This window comes from Pseudonocardia sp. OZ21 (assembly GCF_059359135.1).
This window is the reverse complement of sequence record NZ_JCADBN010000004.1, coordinates 219,182-236,006: the sequence shown is the minus strand read 5'-3', so window position 1 is coordinate 236,006 and position 16,825 is coordinate 219,182. Positions and strand designations below refer to the sequence as shown.

Annotated in this window: 19 protein-coding genes; 8 read left to right on the top strand and 11 right to left on the bottom strand. The window is 72.2% G+C overall.

Going from position 1 to position 16,825, the window contains the following annotated elements:
• Positions 1-25: 25 nt before the first annotated feature.
• Positions 26-1,141 carry a sensor histidine kinase gene (locus AC5L35_RS11005; RefSeq protein ID WP_495059480.1) on the bottom strand — a complete coding sequence of 372 codons (1,116 nt, stop codon included), beginning with the start codon at positions 1,139-1,141 and terminating at the stop codon, positions 26-28.
• Positions 1,142-1,173: 32 nt separating this feature from the next.
• On the bottom strand, positions 1,174-1,848 hold the full coding sequence (locus AC5L35_RS11000; RefSeq protein ID WP_495059479.1) for a response regulator transcription factor: 675 nt from the start codon (positions 1,846-1,848) through the stop codon (positions 1,174-1,176).
• 66 nt (positions 1,849-1,914) lie between these two features.
• Here AC5L35_RS11000 and AC5L35_RS10995 point away from each other — a divergent pair, with 66 nt between their 5' ends.
• The 5 genes from AC5L35_RS10995 (at position 1,915) to AC5L35_RS10975 (ending at position 5,941) form a co-directional block, all read left to right on the top strand.
• Positions 1,915-2,598, top strand: coding sequence for a M15 family metallopeptidase (locus AC5L35_RS10995; protein ID WP_495059478.1), 684 nt, complete (start codon positions 1,915-1,917; stop codon positions 2,596-2,598).
• A gap of 163 nt (positions 2,599-2,761) precedes the next feature.
• On the top strand, positions 2,762-3,460 hold the full coding sequence (locus AC5L35_RS10990; protein ID WP_495059477.1) for an alpha/beta fold hydrolase: 699 nt from the start codon (positions 2,762-2,764) through the stop codon (positions 3,458-3,460).
• A gap of 78 nt (positions 3,461-3,538) precedes the next feature.
• Positions 3,539-3,874 carry a YciI family protein gene (locus AC5L35_RS10985; RefSeq protein WP_495059476.1) on the top strand — a complete coding sequence of 112 codons (336 nt, stop codon included), beginning with the start codon at positions 3,539-3,541 and terminating at the stop codon, positions 3,872-3,874.
• Positions 3,871-5,112 carry an RNA polymerase sigma factor gene (locus AC5L35_RS10980; RefSeq protein WP_495059475.1) on the top strand — a complete coding sequence of 414 codons (1,242 nt, stop codon included), beginning with the start codon at positions 3,871-3,873 and terminating at the stop codon, positions 5,110-5,112. The genes AC5L35_RS10985 and AC5L35_RS10980 overlap by 4 nt, the downstream gene beginning before the upstream one ends.
• 331 nt (positions 5,113-5,443) lie before the next feature.
• Positions 5,444-5,941, top strand: a complete 498-nt coding sequence (locus AC5L35_RS10975; protein WP_495059474.1) for a hypothetical protein — start codon at positions 5,444-5,446, stop codon at positions 5,939-5,941.
• A 58-nt stretch (positions 5,942-5,999) separates the two neighbouring features.
• Here AC5L35_RS10975 and AC5L35_RS10970 read toward each other — a convergent pair whose 3' ends face one another.
• Positions 6,000-7,058 carry a 3-deoxy-7-phosphoheptulonate synthase gene (locus AC5L35_RS10970; protein WP_495059473.1) on the bottom strand — a complete coding sequence of 353 codons (1,059 nt, stop codon included), beginning with the start codon at positions 7,056-7,058 and terminating at the stop codon, positions 6,000-6,002.
• A gap of 155 nt (positions 7,059-7,213) precedes the next feature.
• Positions 7,214-7,903 (bottom strand): DUF2848 domain-containing protein, encoded by a 690-nt coding sequence (locus AC5L35_RS10965; RefSeq protein WP_495059830.1) that lies wholly within the window; start codon positions 7,901-7,903, stop codon positions 7,214-7,216.
• A 104-nt stretch (positions 7,904-8,007) separates the two neighbouring features.
• Between AC5L35_RS10965 and AC5L35_RS10960 the strand changes: the two genes are divergently transcribed.
• On the top strand, positions 8,008-9,372 hold the full coding sequence (locus AC5L35_RS10960; protein WP_495059472.1) for an MFS transporter: 1,365 nt from the start codon (positions 8,008-8,010) through the stop codon (positions 9,370-9,372).
• Here the strand turns inward: AC5L35_RS10960 and AC5L35_RS10955 are convergent.
• Positions 9,344-10,003 carry a GntR family transcriptional regulator gene (locus AC5L35_RS10955; protein ID WP_495059471.1) on the bottom strand — a complete coding sequence of 220 codons (660 nt, stop codon included), beginning with the start codon at positions 10,001-10,003 and terminating at the stop codon, positions 9,344-9,346. The two genes, AC5L35_RS10960 and AC5L35_RS10955, sit on opposite strands and share 29 nt — an antisense overlap.
• 31 nt (positions 10,004-10,034) lie before the next feature.
• Between AC5L35_RS10955 and AC5L35_RS10950 the strand changes: the two genes are divergently transcribed.
• On the top strand, positions 10,035-10,823 hold the full coding sequence (locus AC5L35_RS10950) for a carbon-nitrogen hydrolase family protein (RefSeq protein WP_495059470.1): 789 nt from the start codon (positions 10,035-10,037) through the stop codon (positions 10,821-10,823).
• Positions 10,824-10,880: 57 nt separating this feature from the next.
• Here AC5L35_RS10950 and ppk2 read toward each other — a convergent pair whose 3' ends face one another.
• Positions 10,881-11,675 carry a polyphosphate kinase 2 gene (ppk2, locus tag AC5L35_RS10945; RefSeq protein WP_495059469.1) on the bottom strand — a complete coding sequence of 265 codons (795 nt, stop codon included), beginning with the start codon at positions 11,673-11,675 and terminating at the stop codon, positions 10,881-10,883.
• A gap of 26 nt (positions 11,676-11,701) precedes the next feature.
• A complete protein-coding gene (locus tag AC5L35_RS10940; RefSeq protein ID WP_495059468.1) occupies positions 11,702-12,028 on the bottom strand; it encodes an ArsR/SmtB family transcription factor in 327 nt (108 codons plus the stop codon).
• A gap of 89 nt (positions 12,029-12,117) precedes the next feature.
• On the opposite strand from AC5L35_RS10940, the gene AC5L35_RS10935 reads away from it, so the two are divergent.
• Positions 12,118-13,305: an MFS transporter gene (locus tag AC5L35_RS10935; protein WP_495059467.1), complete on the top strand. Its 1,188-nt coding sequence runs from the start codon at positions 12,118-12,120 to the stop codon at positions 13,303-13,305.
• Between the two features lie 97 nt (positions 13,306-13,402).
• Here AC5L35_RS10935 and AC5L35_RS10930 read toward each other — a convergent pair whose 3' ends face one another.
• The 4 genes from AC5L35_RS10930 to AC5L35_RS10915 form a co-directional block, all read right to left on the bottom strand.
• Positions 13,403-13,699: a 4a-hydroxytetrahydrobiopterin dehydratase gene (locus AC5L35_RS10930; RefSeq protein WP_495059466.1), complete on the bottom strand. Its 297-nt coding sequence runs from the start codon at positions 13,697-13,699 to the stop codon at positions 13,403-13,405.
• Between the two features lie 177 nt (positions 13,700-13,876).
• Positions 13,877-14,737, bottom strand: coding sequence for an ABC transporter permease subunit (locus AC5L35_RS10925; RefSeq protein WP_495059465.1), 861 nt, complete (start codon positions 14,735-14,737; stop codon positions 13,877-13,879).
• Positions 14,734-15,717 (bottom strand): ABC transporter ATP-binding protein, encoded by a 984-nt coding sequence (locus AC5L35_RS10920; protein WP_495059464.1) that lies wholly within the window; start codon positions 15,715-15,717, stop codon positions 14,734-14,736. Before AC5L35_RS10920 ends, AC5L35_RS10925 begins: the two co-directional genes overlap by 4 nt.
• On the bottom strand, positions 15,714-16,799 hold the full coding sequence (locus AC5L35_RS10915; protein WP_495059463.1) for a LolA family protein: 1,086 nt from the start codon (positions 16,797-16,799) through the stop codon (positions 15,714-15,716). The genes AC5L35_RS10920 and AC5L35_RS10915 overlap by 4 nt, the downstream gene beginning before the upstream one ends.
• Positions 16,800-16,825: the final 26 nt, after the last annotated feature.

Below are 16,825 nucleotides of genomic sequence, written 5' to 3'. Positions count from 1 at the left end.
GGCTGGTGGCCCGATCTCAACGAGTTCAAGCACACGTCGATCCCGCGCCGACCGGCGCGCGGGTGCTGAGCACGGCGGTGACGACGAGCCCACCGCCGGGCCTCGGCTCCAGGGCGAGCGTGCCGTCGTGGGCGGCCACGATCCGTGCGACCAGGGCCAGTCCCAGCCCGTGGCCCGTCACCTGGCCCGCCACTCTGACGCGTCCCCCACCCCGGAGGAACGGCTCACTCAGCTGAGCGGCCGTCTCGGGGGAGTACTCCGGTCCCGGGTTCTCCGTGCGGAGGGCCACGGTGCCGGAGGCGGGGTCGTGGCCGGTGCTGACGTAGGCGGTTCCCGGCCGCGTGTTGTGGCGTATCGCGTTCTGCACGAGGTTGGTGACGAGCTGCTCGAGCAGGACGGGGTCGCCGAAGGTCGGTGCCGGATCCAGCCGGCCGTGGACGGTCACCTGATGGCGCACTGCTTCCGTGTGCTGCTCGGTGAGCGACCGGTGCGCGACGCCGGCGAGATCCACCAGCACCGACGTGGCCCGGACGGAGGCAGCGTCGGCGTCGGCGAGCCGTAGGAGGGCGTCGGTGATCCGGATCGCGCGGTCGTTGGTGACCTGGAGCTGGTCGAGAAGCCTCGGATAGTCCGGCTGCTCGGGACTCGAGCGCGCGACATCGAGCAGGGTCGAGGTGACGGTGAGCGGTGTGCGGAGCTCGTGCGAGGCGTTGGCCGCGAAGCGCTGCTGGGCGTCGAACGCGTCGCTCAACCGGGTGAGCATGTGGTCGAAGTTGTCGGCCAGCTGCTGGAACTCGTCGTTGCGACCCACCAGGTTGATGCGGTGGTCGAGCTTCCCGGTGGCCGCGATCTGCGCGGCCTCGTTGATCTGCTGGAGCGGTCGCAGCACCCAGCCGGCGAGCGCCCAGCCGCCGGCAAGGCCGATCGCGGCGAGCAGCAGCAGGATGCCCCAGGAAATGGTGAGCAGAGTGTCCAGGATCTCCCCACGCGCGGGTGTCCACGACGTGTCACGGGGGTTGGAGGCCGTGAGCGGATAGCTCGGGATGTACCGGATGATCACGTATGCCGCCGCCGCCGTGACCATTCCCGCGGCCACGAGGAACCCGGCGTAGCCCAGGGTCAGCCGCATGCGGGCGCTCACCCGCCGGCGGTTCCTCGCCCCCGCGGCGGACGTCACGGGGCGGGGACCTGGCGAGCGAGGCGGTAGCCGACTCCGGCGACCGTCGCGATGAGATCGGGATCGCCCAGGCGCTTGCGCAGCGTGGAGATCGTGACCCGCGGCGCGCTGGTGAAGGGATCGGCGTTCTCGTCCCAGACCTTCTCCAGCAGTTCTTCGGCGCTGACCACGCCGCCGCGGGCGCGCATCAGGAGTTCGAGCACCGCGAACTGCTTTCTCGTCAGCTGGACGTACCGCCCGGCGCGGTACACCTCGCGCCGGTACGGGTCGAGCCGCACATCCCGGTGCTCGAGCACCGGCGGCGCGGTCGCCGCCGGGCGGCGGGCCAGCGAGCGCAGCCGGACCACCAACTCCTCCAGCGCGAACGGCTTCGTCAGATAGTCGTCGGCGCCGCTCTCGAACCCGGCGACCTTGTCCCGCAGCGTGGCCGCCGCGGTGAGCATCAGAACCCGCACCGTGGGGTGCTCGCGGGCCACCACGGCGCACACCTCGTCGCCGTGCGTCCCCGGGATGTCGCGGTCGAGCACGACGATGTCGTAGTCGTTCGTGCCCAGGTGTTCCAGTGCGTCGTCACCGTCGAGCGTGACGTCGGCCGTGATCGCCGCATGCCGCAACCCGGTCTGTAGCGCCTCGGCGAGGTAGGGCTCGTCCTCGACGATCAACACGCGCACACGGACCTCCAAGCCGACCCCGCTGACGCCGCGGCACGCTACCTCCGTGGATGTTGCGTCGATGTTGTGAAAGGAGTCGACGGCGGCGCAACGACAGCTCCGTTGTGCTCCAGGAACCAGGCCGCGGCGCATCGCCCGCTGCCACCACAGGAGGGTTCCTCAGTGCGACTGCCGATTCCGTTCTCGGCGCGTTGCCGCCGCCCGCTCGCGGTTCTGCCGGTCGCGTTCGTGATCGTCTGCCTTGCCGCCGGGTGCTCGGCGAAGGTCGACGGATCAGCATCCGCCGACCCGGGGGCAGAATCCGCCTTCTCGGCTGCCGACGGGCACATTCCGCAGGGGGAGATGATGTCGCCGTTCGCCGATGTGCCGGCGATCATGAATCTCGATCCCGCCCTCCGCGCGGCCGTTCAGCAGGCGACCGAGGATGCCGCGGCGAGGAACGTCGAGATACGGATCTCCTCCGGGTGGCGCAGCGAGCGCTATCAGAACTTTCTGCTGCAGCAGGCCGCGGGCAAATACGGCGGAGAGGAGGAAGCCCGTCGTTTCGTCCGGACCGCGGAGACGTCCAGTCACGTGACCGGGCGCGCGGTGGACGTACTGCCGACCAGGGCGGACGACTGGCTCATCCAGCACGGCGACACCTACGGCCTGTGCCAGTCCTACGCCAACGAGATGTGGCATTTCGAGCTGTCCGTCGCCCCCGGCGGCACCTGCCCCCCGCCGGCGTCCGACGCCGATGCCGCCGGCTGAGCTTGGTGTTCCGCGCGCCGGCTCCGGTCCGCACAGCGCCCGTGGGTGCTGCGAGGACCCCAACGGGCGCGCATCGCGATCGACATGTCCGGTTCGCCGATGAGTTCCGGGTGCCCGGGCTGTCTCACCTACGGCCCGGCAACCCGACGACGAGGACCCCCGCATGCGCACTCACGCGAGCCCCACCTTCGTGCTGATCCCCGGCGCCGGGGGGAGCGCCTTCTACTGGTACCGGCTCGTCGAGGAGCTGACCGGGCGCGGCCGTGAGGCCGTCGCCGTCGAACTGCCCGGAGCGGACGACTCCGCCGGGCTCGCGGAGTACGCGGATGCGGTGGTGGCCGCGATCGGCGACCGCGCCCGGATCGTCCTCGTGGCCCAGTCGATGGGCGGGTTCACCGCGCCCCTTGTGTGCGAGCGCATGCCGGTCGACCTGCTCGTCCTGCTCAACGCGATGGTGCCGGCGCCGGGCGAGACACCGGGGGACTGGTGGGAGAACACCGGCCAGCCGCAGGCCCGCGCCGCCCACGCGGCGAGCAAGGGCAGGCCGTCGGGTGGTGAGTTCGACGCGCTCGTGGAGTTCTTCCACGACGTCCCGCCCGAGGTGACGGCCGCCGTGCTCGCCCGGCACGAGCCCGACCAGTCCGGCACGCCGTTCGAGAAGCCGTGGCCGTTGGAGCGGTGGCCGGACGTTCCCACCCGGTTCCTGCAGGGCCGCGACGACCGCTTCTTCCCGCTGGAGTTCCAGCGGCGGGTGGTGGCGGAGCGGCTCGGCATACCCGTCGACGAGATGCCCGGTGGTCATCTCGTCGCGCTGAGCAGGCCCCGGGAGCTGGCCGACCGCCTGGAGACGTATCTGCTCTGAGATTTTCCGCCCGGGCTGTCGATCCTGGCGTCTCCCGATTGTCGATGTGGCGACCGGACGGAAACGATGGAGGATCCCGTGCAGTACATGCTGTTGATCTGTGGCACCGACGATGCACAGCCGGCGCCCGATTTGGACATGGCCGCCGCCACCGAAGCGTGGGTGAAGGAGATGGACGGCCGCGGCGTCCGCCTGCAGGGCAACCGGCTGCGCCCCGTCACGGACGCGACGACGGTCCGGGTGCGGGCGAGCGAGGTGCTGGTCTCGGACGGCCCGTTCGCGGAGACCAAGGAACAGATGTTCGGGTTCGACCTGATCGAGTGCCAGGATCTCGACGAGGCGATCGAGGTGGCCTCGAAGCACCCCGTCGCGCAGTTCGGGATGATCGAGGTGAGGCCGCTCTGGACGGAGTGAACGGCGTCGCGGCGGCGGCAGAGGCCGTCGCCGCGACGTTCCGCGAGGAGTGGGGCCGGATCGTCTCCACCCCGATCCGGGTCACGGGCGACTGGGATCTCGCGGAGGAGTGTGCCCAGGAGGCGCTGGCTCAGGCGGTGGCCCGTTGGCCGCGCGACGGCGTCCCACGCAGCCCGGGAGCGTGGCTCACCACCACGGCGCGCAACCACGCGCTGAACCGCCTGCGCCGCAGCGCACTGGAGGCGACCAAGCTGCGGGAGGTCGCGCGGGAGCCCGTCGCCCATGACGAGTCCGAGGGGAGCGCCGTGCAGGACGACCGGCTCCGACTGATCTTCACCTGCTGCCACCCCGCGCTCCCGCTCGAAGGCCGGGTGGCGCTCACCCTGCGCACCCTGGCCGGGCTCACCACCGCAGAGATCGCCAGGGCGTTCCTCGTGTCGGAGCCGACGATGGCGCAGCGCCTGGTGCGCACCAAACGCAAGATCCGCGAGGCCGGGATCCCGTTCCACGTGCCGCCCGGCCACCTCCTGCCCGACCGGACGGCTGCCGTCCTCGGTGTGGTCTACCTGCTGTTCAACGAGGGGTACGCCGCCGCGGCCGGTTCCGAACTGGTGCGCCACGACCTGTGCGCCGAGGCGATCCGGCTCGCCCGCACGCTCGCCCGGCTGATGCCCGACGACCCCGAGGTCCTCGGCCTCACCGCCCTTCTGCTCCTCCAGGACTCCCGACGCGGGGCGCGGCTGGACGGCAGCGGCGAACCGGTCACGCTGGAGGACCAGAACCGCTCCCTGTGGGACGGCGCCGAGGTCACCGAAGGGCTCGCGCTCCTCGACGCCGCCCTGCGGCGCGGGCAACCCGGGCCGTACCAGGTGCAGGCGGCGATCGCGGCCTGCCACGCCCAGGCGGAGCACGCTGCCGACACCGACTGGCCACAGATCGCGGCGCTCTACGGGAGGCTCGTCGAGCTGACACCGTCGCCGGTCGTGCGGCTCAACCGGGCCGTGGCCGTCGCCATGGCAGAGGGCCCCGCTGCCGGGCTGGAGTTGGTGGACGAGCTGGCGGGCGAGCTCGCGGACTACCGCCTCCTCCCCGCCACCCGCGCCGACCTCCTCCGCCGCCTCGGGTGCCGCGAGGAGGCGGCGGAGGCGTACCGGGCGGCGCTGGAACGCACGGAGAGCACGGCGGAACGCCGCTTCCTGACTCGCCGCCTCGCGGAGGTGACCGGGCCGCCGGCCTGAGCGTCTTCGCAGAGGTAGTCCATTCTTCGCAGAGCCGGTGTGCTCGTCGCAGGTGCTGTGGGGTCTGCGAGGAACACACCGCCCTTGCGAGGAGACCCTGAGCGATGGGCCAGCCGGGTGGATATGTCCCTTGTAGATCGATTCGGGTGGTTCTGCGCCTAGCCTCACGAGTCGATCACCCGAGGAGGGCGTCTTGCCGCGGCACACCAAGAGGGACGACAAGGGGCGGTTCGCGCGGCACGGTGGAGGAGCCCTGGCTGTCGTCTTCGCTGTTGCGCTCGGGACCGGGGGGACCGCGGTCGGGGTGTCGGCAAGCGGCGGTGGTGCGAGTGTGTCGAGTACGTCCAGCTCGTCGAGCGCGGCGCGGAGCGGCCAGGCCCGTCAGCGGTCCTCGGTCAACGTGAAGCTGCGTCTCGAGCAGCGCGGCTTCAGCGTCGATTCGAAGTTCGACTCGAGCGCTGACTGCGCTGCGCGCTCCTACGGCCAGGTCCGGGAGTTCTTCCGGCGCCAACCGTGCGTGGAGCTGTCCCGGGCATCGTTCGAGGTCCGCGACAGGCGGGGCAACCTCGTTCTGGTGGCCGTCGCCTGGGTGGAGATGCCCCACTCCGCCGCCGCGCGGGAGTTCCACGAGTTGGTCGACAGGCACGGCACCGGCAACGTCACGGAACTCTCCCGTGAGCAGGGGCGGCACCGGAGCGTGCGGTTCACCGGCGAGTACTACGCGTCACGCCGGGACGGGACGACCGTCGTGAACGTGCAGGCCCAGCCGGTGGGGCGGGCCGCCGTGGCCGTGGGCCTCGCGGAGGTCGTCGCCGAATCCGCGCGGTGAGATGGACACCAGCGTTGTTCTCGCCCGAGAGAACAACGCTGGTGTCCATCTCGACCGGCTACCGGCGGGCGGCCACCGCCTTCGCGAGCTCGGCCAGCAGGTCGGCTGTGGTCGCCCAGTCCATGCAGGCGTCGGTGATGCTCTGGCCGCGGGTCATCGAGGGGCCGAGGTCCTGCCGGCCGGCGACGAGGAAACTCTCCATCATCACCCCGGCCACGCCCGTCTCGCCGTGGGCGATGCGCCCGGCGATCTCGCCGACCACCTCCGCCTGCCGGACGTGGTCCTTGTTGCTGTTGCCGTGGCTGGCGTCGATGATCACGCGGTCGGGGAGGCCGGCGGCCTGCAGCCGGTCGAGGGCGGCGGCCACCGAGGCGGCGTCGTAGTTGGGGCCGCCTGAGCCGCCGCGCAGGATGACGTGGCAGTCCGGGTTGCCGGCCGTGGTGATCAGGGCGGCGAGGCCGTCGGGGTTGATCCCCATGAACACGTGGCTCGCGGCCGCGGCGCGCACCCCGTCCACCGCGACCTGGACGTCGCCCTCGGTGGAGTTCTTGATGCCGACGGGCATCGACAGCGCGCTGCACAGCTGTCGGTGGACCTGGCTGGCCGCCGTCCGGGCGCCGATCGCGCCCCAGCTCACGGTGTCGGCGAGGAACTGAGGCGTGATCGGGTCGAGGAACTCGCACCCCACGGGGAGGCCGAGCGCCGAGACGTCGAGCAGCAGCCGCCGTGCCGTCCGCAGCCCGGTGTTGACGTCGAACGTCTCGTCCAGGCCCGGGTCGTTGATCAGGCCCTTCCAGCCGACGGTGGATCGCGGCTTCTCGAAGTAGGCCCGCATCACGACCCGGAGCTCGCCGGAGACGCGCGACGTGTGCTCGGCGAGCCGGTGGGCGTAGTCGAGGGCGGCGTCGGGGTCGTGGATCGAACACGGACCCACGACGACGATCAACCGGTCGTCACGGCCGTCGAGGATGTCGACGACCTCGGCGCGAGCCCGGGTGACGGTCTCGGCGACGACGGAGTTGATGGGGAGCTCGTGGCGAAGCAGGGCCGGGGACAGCAGGGGACTGATCCGGGTGGTGCGATGCTCGTCCAGCGCGGGGACGGCGGCGACGGTCATGACGTGGGCTCTCTTCTCAGCCGAGCCGCCCGTCGAGATTCCCGCCGAGCCGGCTCGTGTCCGGCTCGTGGGGTGGAGGTCAGCGCAGCGGTTCGCCCGCCGACCCGTCACGGGCCGGAGCGGTAAACCAGTACAGGCGCTGCACGGCCGCGACTCTAGCCGATCGGATCGAGCATGCGCTCGACGCGGTACGAGAGCTCGAGCACCTTGCCGGTGACGGAGTCGGCGAGCTCCACCCGCCAGGAGTCGGCGAACTGGTCGACGCCGGGGAGCATCGCGACCGTTCCCGACAGCAGCACCGTGCCGGGCACCAGGAGCTCGCCCAGCTCGTCCAGCCAGTACCTCGGCGGCAGCAGAGCGGACAGTGCGGCCTCCTGGATCAGCTGTTCCTCGTCGCCGCCCCTGGTGACCCACGCGCGTAGCCACACGTCGTCGAGATGGTCCTCGACGTCGGCGAGCCGCCAGGCGCCCCGGCCCAGGACGTCGAGGCCGGCGTTCTTGCTCCACGCGACGCCGTGCACCTCGAGATCCCGGTCGGTGTGGTCGCAGGCGACGGTGAGCAGGACGTCCTGCGGTGTCTCGCCCGCCACGACGAGCGCCCACTCGGCCTCACCGGACGTGCGCCCGTGCTGGACGGGTACCTGGCTGACCTGCGCGGCGAGGTAGGGCGCCACCGGGTAGAGGGCAGGAGTGGTCCTGGGGGCCGGGACTCCGAGCTCGGCCAGCTCGGCGATGTGGGCTGCAACCCCGTCCTGGTCGCTGCCCGCGTACCCGGCGTTGAGCAGCCGGGTCACGGTGACCGCAACGGTGCTGTCGTCGGGTAGGTGAAATACGAGGTCATTCAGCACGACTTCTCCAAAAGCTTGCGCATGCCGCTTGTATACAGCAAGTATTGCGACTCCGGCGACCGCGTGTGCCACTGCGCACCCGCCACCGACAGGAGGATTTGATGCCCGACCCCACACCCGGGGCCCCGGCACCGGAGATCGACCGGCGTTCGCTGACGCGAGCGTTCGCCGCGAGTCTCACCGGCACGTCGCTCGAGTGGTACGACTTCGCCGTCTACTCCGCAGCCGCTGCCCTGGTCTTCCCCCAACTGTTCTTCCCCGGCTCCGACCCGCTGACCGGCACGCTCCTCGCTTTCTCGACCTACGCGGTGGGATACGTCTCGCGTCCGCTCGGGGGGCTCGTCTTCGGGCGCCTCGGCGACGTCATCGGGCGCAAGCAGGTGCTCGTGCTCACGCTGCTCCTGATCGGGGTGGCCACGTTCCTGATCGGTCTCCTGCCCACCTACGCCTCGATCGGCGCGGCGGCCCCGGCCCTCCTCGTGGTGCTGCGGTTCGCGCAGGGCGTCGGTGTGGGCGGGGAGTGGGGCGGCGCGGTGCTGCTCTCCAGCGAGTACGGCGAGCCGCGCAAGCGGGGGTTCTGGTCCTCGGCCGCTCAGATCGGGCCGCCTGCGGGCAACCTCCTGTCCAACGGCGTTCTCGCCCTGCTCACCCTGGCGATGTCGAACGAGGCGTTCCTCGCGTGGGGCTGGCGGATCGCGTTCCTGCTGTCGGCGGTGCTGGTCGGCTTCGGGCTGTGGATCCGGCTCAAGCTCGAGGACACCCCGGTGTTCCGCGCGATCCAGGAGCGGGGCGACCAGCCCGCGGCACCGGTCGGCGAGGTCTTCCGCACGCAGCGCCGCGCGCTGGTGGCCGGCGTGCTCTGCCGGATCGGGCCCGACGTCACGTACGCGCTCTTCACCGTCTTCGTGATCACCTACGCGACCGGCGAGCTGGGGATGAGCCGCGGTCAGGTGCTCACGGCCATCCTCGTGGGCTCGGTGTTCCAGCTCGGGCTGATCCCGCTGGCGGGTGCCGTCTCCGACCGGGTCAACCGCAGGGTCCTCTACGGCTCCGCCGCAGTGTGTGCCGGGATCTGGCCGTTCCTGTTCTTCCCCGCCATGGGCGACTCCTCCATGCCGATGCTGGTCATCGGCACCGTCGTCGGGCTGGGGCTGCACTCGTTCATGTACGGGCCGCAGGCCGCGTTCGTCACCGAGCAGTTCTCCACCAGGCTTCGCTACACCGGTAGCTCGCTCGCGTACACGATCGCGGGCGTCTTCGGGGGTGCCGTGGCGCCGCTGGTCTTCACCGCGTTGCTCGGCAGTTCGGGGTCGTGGGTGCCGGTGGCGGTCTACGTGCTGGTGGCGTCGCTGCTGACGCTGGCCGGGCTGGCCATCGGGCGCGACCCCGACCCGGCGGAGGACGAGGCCTACCTCGTCCTCCGAGGCGAGTCTGCGGTCATGCCTCCAGGAACAGCCGCAAGGTGATCGCCAGGTGGTCCTCGATCGCCGTGTGGGCGGCGGCCTCGTCGCCGGACTCCAGTGCGGCGACGATGCGGGCGTGCTCGTCGCACACCCCGCGCTGCCGGTCGGTGGTGCGGAACATGGCGGCGACACCCACCCGTACCTGGCGGGTCCGCAGGCCCGCGTAGGTGCGCGCGATGAGGTCGTTGCGGGCCGCGTCGACGAGGACCTGGTGGAAGCGGCGGTCCCATTCGATGAACACCTGCGCGGTGGCGGGGTTGGCCACCGCGTCGGTGAACCGCTCCTGCTCGGCGAGGGCTTCGCGCATGGCCGCCAGCGGCACTGTGCCTTCGGTGAGGGTGACGGACGCGGAGTGCCGTTCCAGCAGCCCGCGCAGCTCCATCAGCTCCTTGATCTGCCGTCCGGACAGCGGGGGCACGTACGCTCCCCGTTTCGGCACCATCTCGACCAGGCCTTCGGCTACCAGTAGCAGCAGGGCCTCACGCACCGGTGTGCGCGACACGCCGATGGCCTGGGCGAGCCCACCCTCGTTGAGGAAGGTTCCTTGCACCGCTGGATCGACCAGCACCGTTTCCCTGAGGTGGCGGTAGGCGCGATCGCGCCCCGACTCGGGGGACGGGTCCGCTGCTTGCATGCAACATGTATACAGTAACCGGAGGCTTCCTGTGCGTATCGCGCTCGCCCAGATCCTGTCGACACCCGACAAGGCCCACAATCTCACCCTGATCGAGGACGGCACCTGCCGCGCCGCCGAGGCAGGGGCCGCCGTCGTGGTCTTCCCGGAAGCGACCATGAGCTGCTTCGGGGTGCCGCTCGGTCCCGTCGCCGAGCCGTTGGACGGGCCGTGGGCCGAGCGGGTGCGGGCGATCGCCGCGGCCGCAGGCATCACCGTCGTCGCCGGCATGTTCACCCCCGCCGACGACGGCCGAGTGCACAACACGCTGATCGCCACCGGCGGTGGCGTGGAAGCCTCCTACGACAAGATCCATCTGTTCGACGCGTTCGGCTTCGCCGAGTCGCGCACCGTGGCTCCGGGGTCGAAGCCGGTGAGCATCACCGTCGACGGCGTCAGCGTCGGCCTGGCCACCTGCTACGACCTGCGCTTCCCTGGGCTGTTCCAGGAGCTCGCCGACGGCGGCGCCCGTGTCGTGCTGGTGCCGGCCTCGTGGGGTGCCGGGGTGGGCAAGCGCGAGCAGTGGGACCTGCTCGTGCGGGCCAGGGCGCTCGACAGCACGGCCTTCGTGGCGGCCTGTGACCAGGCCGACCCCACCACGGCAGGCCGCGAGCCGGGCAGCGCGCCGACCGGGATCGGCGCGAGCCTCGCGGTGGGGCCGCTGGGTGTGGTGCTCGACCAGCTCGGCGCGGAGCCCGGCCTGCTGGTGGTCGACCTCCCCCTCGACGAGGTGGAGCAGGCGCGCCGTGCCGTACCGGTGCTCGCCAACCGCCGGTTCTGACCGCGCGGCCGCCGGCGCCCGACGCCGGGGAGCGTGGAGAACCGGCCGGTGCTCGGCTCAGGCCTCCAGGGCCGCCGCGTGGTCGGGAACCTCGTGGAAGCGTTCCCGCGGGGGGCGCTTGTAGCCCCGCCGCGCGGGCCGGGCGGGGAGCTTCAGGTCCCGCGACGGCACCGGCTCCCACGGGACGCTGCTCAGCAGATGCGCGATCATGTTGATCCGCGCGCGCCGCTTGTCCTCGGCCTCCACCACGTGCCACGGGGAGGACGGCGTGTCGGTGTGGGCGAACATCTCGTCCTTCGCCCGTGAGTAGTCCTCCCAGCGCGTGATCGACTCGAGGTCCATCGGGGAGAGCTTCCACTGCCGCATCGGATCGGACATCCGGTCGCGGAAACGTCGCTCCTGCTCCTCGTCGCTCACCGAGAACCAGTACTTGCGCAGGAGGATCCCGTCCTCGGCGAGCAGCTCCTCGAACACCGGGCACTGCCGAAGGAACCGGGCGTACTCGTCGGGCGTGCAGAAGCCCATCACCCGCTCGACGCCGGCGCGGTTGTACCAGCTGCGGTCGAGCAGCACGATCTCCCCGGCCGCGGGCAGGTGCTCCACATAGCGCTGGAAGTACCACTGCGTGCGCTCCCGCTCCGACGGTGCGGGGAGGGCGACGATGCGGCAGATGCGCGGGTTGAGGAACTCCGACACGCGCTTGATCGCGCCACCCTTGCCTGCGGCGTCGCGACCCTCGAAGACCACCACCAGGCGAGCGCCGCTGGTGCGGACCCACTCCTGCATCTGCACCAGCTCGCCCTGAAGGCGCAGGAGTTCCTTCTCGTACGGCTTGCGGGGCAGGCGCGTCATCCCGGCATCGTGCCAGGTCGGCGTCCTCAGTGCGGGGCGCCGAGCACGGCGTCGAGCAGGCCGGGGTAGAGCGTGTCGAGGTCCGAGCGGCGCAGGGTGCTGATCCGTCGGGTGCCCTGCGCCCGAATGGTGAGCACCCCTGCCTCGCGGAGGATGCGCATGTGGTGGGTGCGCGTGGAGTTGGTGACGGGCAGCGGGACCGCACCACAGGCCAGGCCGTCGGTGGCCGGTGCGAGCGCCCGGACGATCTGCAGGCGCACCGGGTCTCCGAGCGCCTGCAGCACCTGTTCGATCCGGATCTCCTCCAGCGCGGGCTGGGGGAGGGCGGTCTGCACCGCGGCGCTGGGCGACATGGAGCAATGATACGACGCACATCGTACTTCGACCATTGTCGTAGTACGGTCATCGTCGTAAGAGATGGCGCCGCCTCGGAAGGTTCTTGATGTCCGCACGCACCTACCTGCTCGCCGCCGGTGCCTTCGCCGTCGGCACGAGCGCCTACGTGGTGTCGGGCGTCCTGCCCGCCGTCAGCGACGAACTGGGCGTCTCACTGACGGCCGCGGGGCAACTCGCAACAGCGTTCGCGCTCTCCTACGCCATCGGCGCCCCGCTGCTCACCACCGTCACCGGACGCTGGGACCGGCGCACCGTCCTGCTCGCCGCGCTCGCCGTGGCCGCGGTCGGGAACGGCATCTCCGCCCTGGCCACCACCTACCCCCTGCTGATCGCAGGCCGGATCATCGCCGCGCTCGGCGCGGCCGCCTACACCCCCGCCGCGACCCTCGTCGCCACCGCGTTGCTTCCACCCGCCCAGCGCGCACGGGCCGTCGCCATCGTGTTCGGTGGCCTGACCGTGGCGCTTGCTGTCGGCGTTCCCGCCGGTGACCTGCTCGGGAGCACCATCGGCTACGGCGGCGTGTTCGGAGCGGTGGCCGTGGTCTGTGCGGTGGTCGCCGCCGCAGTACCCGTGTTCCTGCCCCGCATGGCGGCGCCGCCCCCCGTATCCCTACGCAAGCGCTTCGCCGTGGGGGCGGACCCACGCGTCCTGACCGTGCTGGCCATGACCGTGATCGGCGTCCTCGCCGTGATGGTCGTCTACATCTACGTGTCGCCCCTGCTGAAGGCCACGGCCGGGCTCGACGGCACCGGCACCACCATCGGGCTGCTGCTGCTCGTCTACGGCATCGGAGCGGTGATCGGCAACGTCTGGGGCGGCCGCGCCGCCGACCGGTTCGGCACCATCCGCACGCTCTTCGTCGTCCTCGCCGGGATCGCGGTCACGCTCGCGACGCTGACGCTGACCGCGAGCACCGTCGCGGGTGCGGCGGCGGGCCTGTTCCTCTGGAGCGTCTTCAGCTGGGCGTTCAACCCCCCGCTGCAGTCACTGCTCCTGGAACTGGCGCCCACCGGCGGGCTGGTGCTGTCGCTCAACGCCTCCGCGATCTATCTCGGCACCGCGATCGCCGGGGTGGTCGGCGGCATCGTGATCGGCATGGGAGGGGTCCTGGTGCTGCCCATCGTGGGCGGGGGACTGGTGCTGGTCGTGATCGGCCTGCTGCTCGCCCTGCACCTGGGCTCGCGCCGACAGTCGCAGGCCCCGGCCCGCGCGGTGCTGGAGCCGGCGACGTAGCGGCGGGGCGGGCGCGTCCGGAGGTTCAGGAAAGCCACTTTGCAGTCCGGAGAGGGCGTGAAAGTGGCTTTCCTGAACTCCGCAGGCCGGCCGGGGGTCAGCCGGCCGTCGCGTCGATCTGCTCCGAGATCGACGCGGCCAGCGCCACGTCCTTCTCCGTGATCCCGCCCGCGGAGTGCGTCGAGCACCGGAACCTGAGGGTCCGCCAGCGGATGTCGATGTCGGGGTGGTGGTCGCGGTCCTCCGCGATCTCGGCCACCCGGCCCACCACCGCGACCGCGGCGGGGAACGAGGGCAGGATCGCGGTGCGCACGATCGCGTCGCCCTCGCGTTCCCAGCCGGGCAGGTCGGCGAGGGCGGTGGTGATCGCGGCGTCGTCCAGCAGTTCGGCCATGGGCGACATCCTGCACCGCACCCGGTGAGCCGGGTCCGGATCCGCATCCTCATATCGGGCGACTCGCGCAGCCGGCCCGGGCGACTCGCGGGTCGGAAACGGGCGACTCGCGGGGCTGGACCGGGCGACTCGCGGGCGCGAAACGGGCGACTCGTGGGGTGGGGTGGGGTGGGTGGGTCAGGCGTCGCGGCGCAGCATGCGGTGCACGGTCAGCCCGGAGCCGATGGCGGTGTAGCAGAGGGCGCGTAGCGAGCTCTCTGCCATGCCGCCGAGGGGGAGGGGGTCGCGCAGGGCGTCGGCACCGGCCGTCCACCCGCTGGTGAGCAGGTAGGGCTGGAGCCAGTCCAGCGCGGGGATCGCAGTGAGCACCCCGAACACGATCAGCCCGCCGAGCACCGACGCCAGCACGACGAGCGGGTGCTCGGTGAACGAGGAGATCGCCAGCGCGACCGCGCCGACGGCCGCGAGCTGCCCCACCGTCCAGACGACGACGAGCGCCACCCGGGCCAGGGCCTCCCCGACGCCGACCGTGGTGCCCGACAGCGTGACGAGCTGACCGTCGGCCCCGCCGACCACGACGAGTCCGGCCACGACACCGACCACCGCGAGGGCCAGCGTGGCCAGCGTGGCCACGACGAGCACCCCGTACGCCTTCATCACGACCAGCCGCAGCCGCCCGACGGGCGCCACGAGCAGGCCCCGCAACGTGCCGTGGGACGCCTCACCCGCGATGGCGTCGGCCGCCGCCATCGACACCGCCAGTGGCAGCAGCAGGGCGAGCGCAAGGGTCATCGCCGCCACCGGCAGCACCAGCCCGTTGCCTGCGACCGCCCCGACCAGGCCCCCTCCCGGGCCGGAACCCCGACCGGCGACGGCCACCCCCACCGAGATGAGCACGGGCACCAGCGCGAACACTCCGAGCATCACCAGGGTGCGCGGGCGGCGCAGCACCCAGCGCAGCTCGGCGCCGAGCAGCCTGCCGAGAGGTGCGCTGCGCGGAGCGTCGACCGGCGTGGTGGTGAGAGCGGTGCCGGTCATGTGGACTCCTCGGTCAGCCGGGCGAACAGCTCCTCGAGGTTGGCACGGCTGCGGCGCGCCTCGTGCACGGCGACGCCCGCGCGCACCAGCAGGGCGATCACCTCCGGGGCCGGGGGCCCGTCGTCCTCCACGACCACAGCCTGCTCCTCACCGGGCGCCCGCTCGGCCCGGTAGGCCTTGGCGCCCGCGCCGCGCAGCGTGTGCAGCGCGAGGTCGACGTCGGGGGTGGCGATCACGAGCCCGCCACTTCCCGCCTGGAGCAGGGTGCCGAGCTCTCCCGCCGCGACGAGCGACCCCGACTGCAGCACGGCCACGTGGGTGCACGTGGCCTCCACCTCGGCGAGCAGGTGTGAGGAGACGATGACCGTGGCCCCTCCGGCGTGCAGTTCGGCGATGATCCGCCGGACGTCACGGGTGCCTGCCGGGTCGAGGCCGTTGGTCGGCTCGTCGAGCACCACGAGCGAGCGGGGCAGGAGCAGCGCCGCGGCGAGCCCGAGGCGTTGCTTCATGCCGAGGGAGTAGCCGCGGAACCGCCGGTCCGCGGCGTGGCCGAGCCCGACGCGCTCCAGCGCCGCGTCGACCGCCCCCGTGATCTGCCGGCTGCCGAGCAGCGGTTCGGTGGCCGCGGCCCGGCGCAGGTTCTCGCGGCCGGACAGGAACGGGTGGAACCCGGGCCCCTCCACCAACGCGCCGACCTGTGGCAGCGCCCGTGCCGCCTCGTCGGGGACCGGGTGGCCCAGCAGTTCGGCGGCTCCCGCGGTGGGCCGCGTCAGCCCCAGCAGCATGCGGATCAGGGTCGTCTTGCCCGAGCCGTTCGGCCCGAGCATCCCGAGCACCGCACCGGCCGGGACGTCGAGGTCGATCCCGTCGACCGCGACGGTGCGGCCGAAGACCTTGCGCAGCCCGAGGGCCCGCGCGGCAGGCGGCCGGTCGGGCGCGTTCCGGACGGGAGCCGCGTCGAGCCGGGGAGTGGTGGTCACGCGGCGAGTGCCTCGGCGAGGACCGGCTCGGGCACGGCCCCCACCGCGATCCGGCCGTCGTCGGTGATGATCGCACCACCCAGTGCCGTGGTGATCAGGTGCCCGGTGCCCCACGGTCTGTTGACCGGCGTGCTCAGCGCGGACAGGTCGGGGACGTCAGACCGACGGCCGTCGGTTCCCTCGCTCTGCGCGGGCGCCGGCATCCTCGCGACGACCACGGCGTCCCAGCCCGTGCCGACCACGGTGCGCTCCACCTCCGGCTTCGCCGGCCGGCCGTCGTCCCGCTGCTGGTCGTCGCGCACGGTGGAGCCGGGCGGCGGGGTGAAGGTGAACAGCCCCGGATCCTGCGCACCGAACGTCAGGTCGGTGAAGCCGAGCCGCAACGCAGGATCGGACGACCCGTTGGCCAGCACGGTCAGCCGCAGCGGTGCGCGCGTGGCGGCGTCGACCGCGATCCGCACCTCGCGCAGCAGCGTGCGCTCCGAGGGCAGCGGGGAGAGCACGAGCTCGTAGGCCGGGCGCCCCGCCACCTCCGCGGTGCCGTCGACACCGACCTCGCTGCTGGACCGGAGCGCGGCGAGGGCCTGGGTGGCAGCCGCGGTGGGGTCGGTGGCGGCGCCGGGGGAGCCCTCGGCCCGCTGCCCGGTGTGCTCCGGCGCCCGGGTGACCGTGCGGTCCTCGGAGTTCCATGACCAGAACGTCGTGCCGTCCGAGACCAGGGTGCGCTCACCCGAGTCGGTCGGCAGCTGGATCCGGCCGCGGCCCTCGCCGTCGGACCACACCCGTGCGGTGCTCGTGCCGTCGGCGGCCTGCGGCAGGTTCGGCAGCGACGGCAGGCCGAGCTGGTTGTCCAGCTCGACGGTGCCGCCGAACGGCCCGGGGTGGGCCGCCAGCACCGAGCTGACCAGTGCCTCCGCCGTGATGGGCGGCAGCTCGGGCGCCGCCCCGGCGCCTGCGGGGATCGTGAGCAGTCCCAGCCCCACCGCCCCCGCGACGGCTACTCCTGCGGCGACCGCCCGTCCGGTCGTCCGCCCACTCCGACGTCCCGCCATGATCCGTCCCGGCCTGATCCGCGCTGCCATGTGCACAGCCTGACTCATGCCTGCTG

Excerpts from the sequence above, each read along its gene's own strand:
- AC5L35_RS10990 (WP_495059477.1), top strand. The coding sequence starts at position 2,762 with ATGCGCACTCACGCGAGCCCCACCTTCGTGCTGATCCCCGGCGCCGGG.
- AC5L35_RS10970 (WP_495059473.1), bottom strand. The coding sequence starts at position 7,058 with ATGACCGTCGCCGCCGTCCCCGCGCTGGACGAGCATCGCACCACCCGG.
- AC5L35_RS10960 (WP_495059472.1), top strand. The coding sequence starts at position 8,008 with ATGCCCGACCCCACACCCGGGGCCCCGGCACCGGAGATCGACCGGCGT.
- AC5L35_RS10955 (WP_495059471.1), bottom strand. The coding sequence starts at position 10,003 with ATGCAAGCAGCGGACCCGTCCCCCGAGTCGGGGCGCGATCGCGCCTAC.
- ppk2 (WP_495059469.1), bottom strand. The coding sequence starts at position 11,675 with ATGACGCGCCTGCCCCGCAAGCCGTACGAGAAGGAACTCCTGCGCCTT.
- AC5L35_RS10940 (WP_495059468.1), bottom strand. The coding sequence starts at position 12,028 with ATGTCGCCCAGCGCCGCGGTGCAGACCGCCCTCCCCCAGCCCGCGCTG.
- AC5L35_RS10935 (WP_495059467.1), top strand. The coding sequence starts at position 12,118 with ATGTCCGCACGCACCTACCTGCTCGCCGCCGGTGCCTTCGCCGTCGGC.
- AC5L35_RS10930 (WP_495059466.1), bottom strand. The coding sequence starts at position 13,699 with ATGGCCGAACTGCTGGACGACGCCGCGATCACCACCGCCCTCGCCGAC.
- AC5L35_RS10925 (WP_495059465.1), bottom strand. The coding sequence starts at position 14,737 with ATGACCGGCACCGCTCTCACCACCACGCCGGTCGACGCTCCGCGCAGC.
- AC5L35_RS10915 (WP_495059463.1), bottom strand. The coding sequence starts at position 16,799 with ATGGCAGCGCGGATCAGGCCGGGACGGATCATGGCGGGACGTCGGAGT.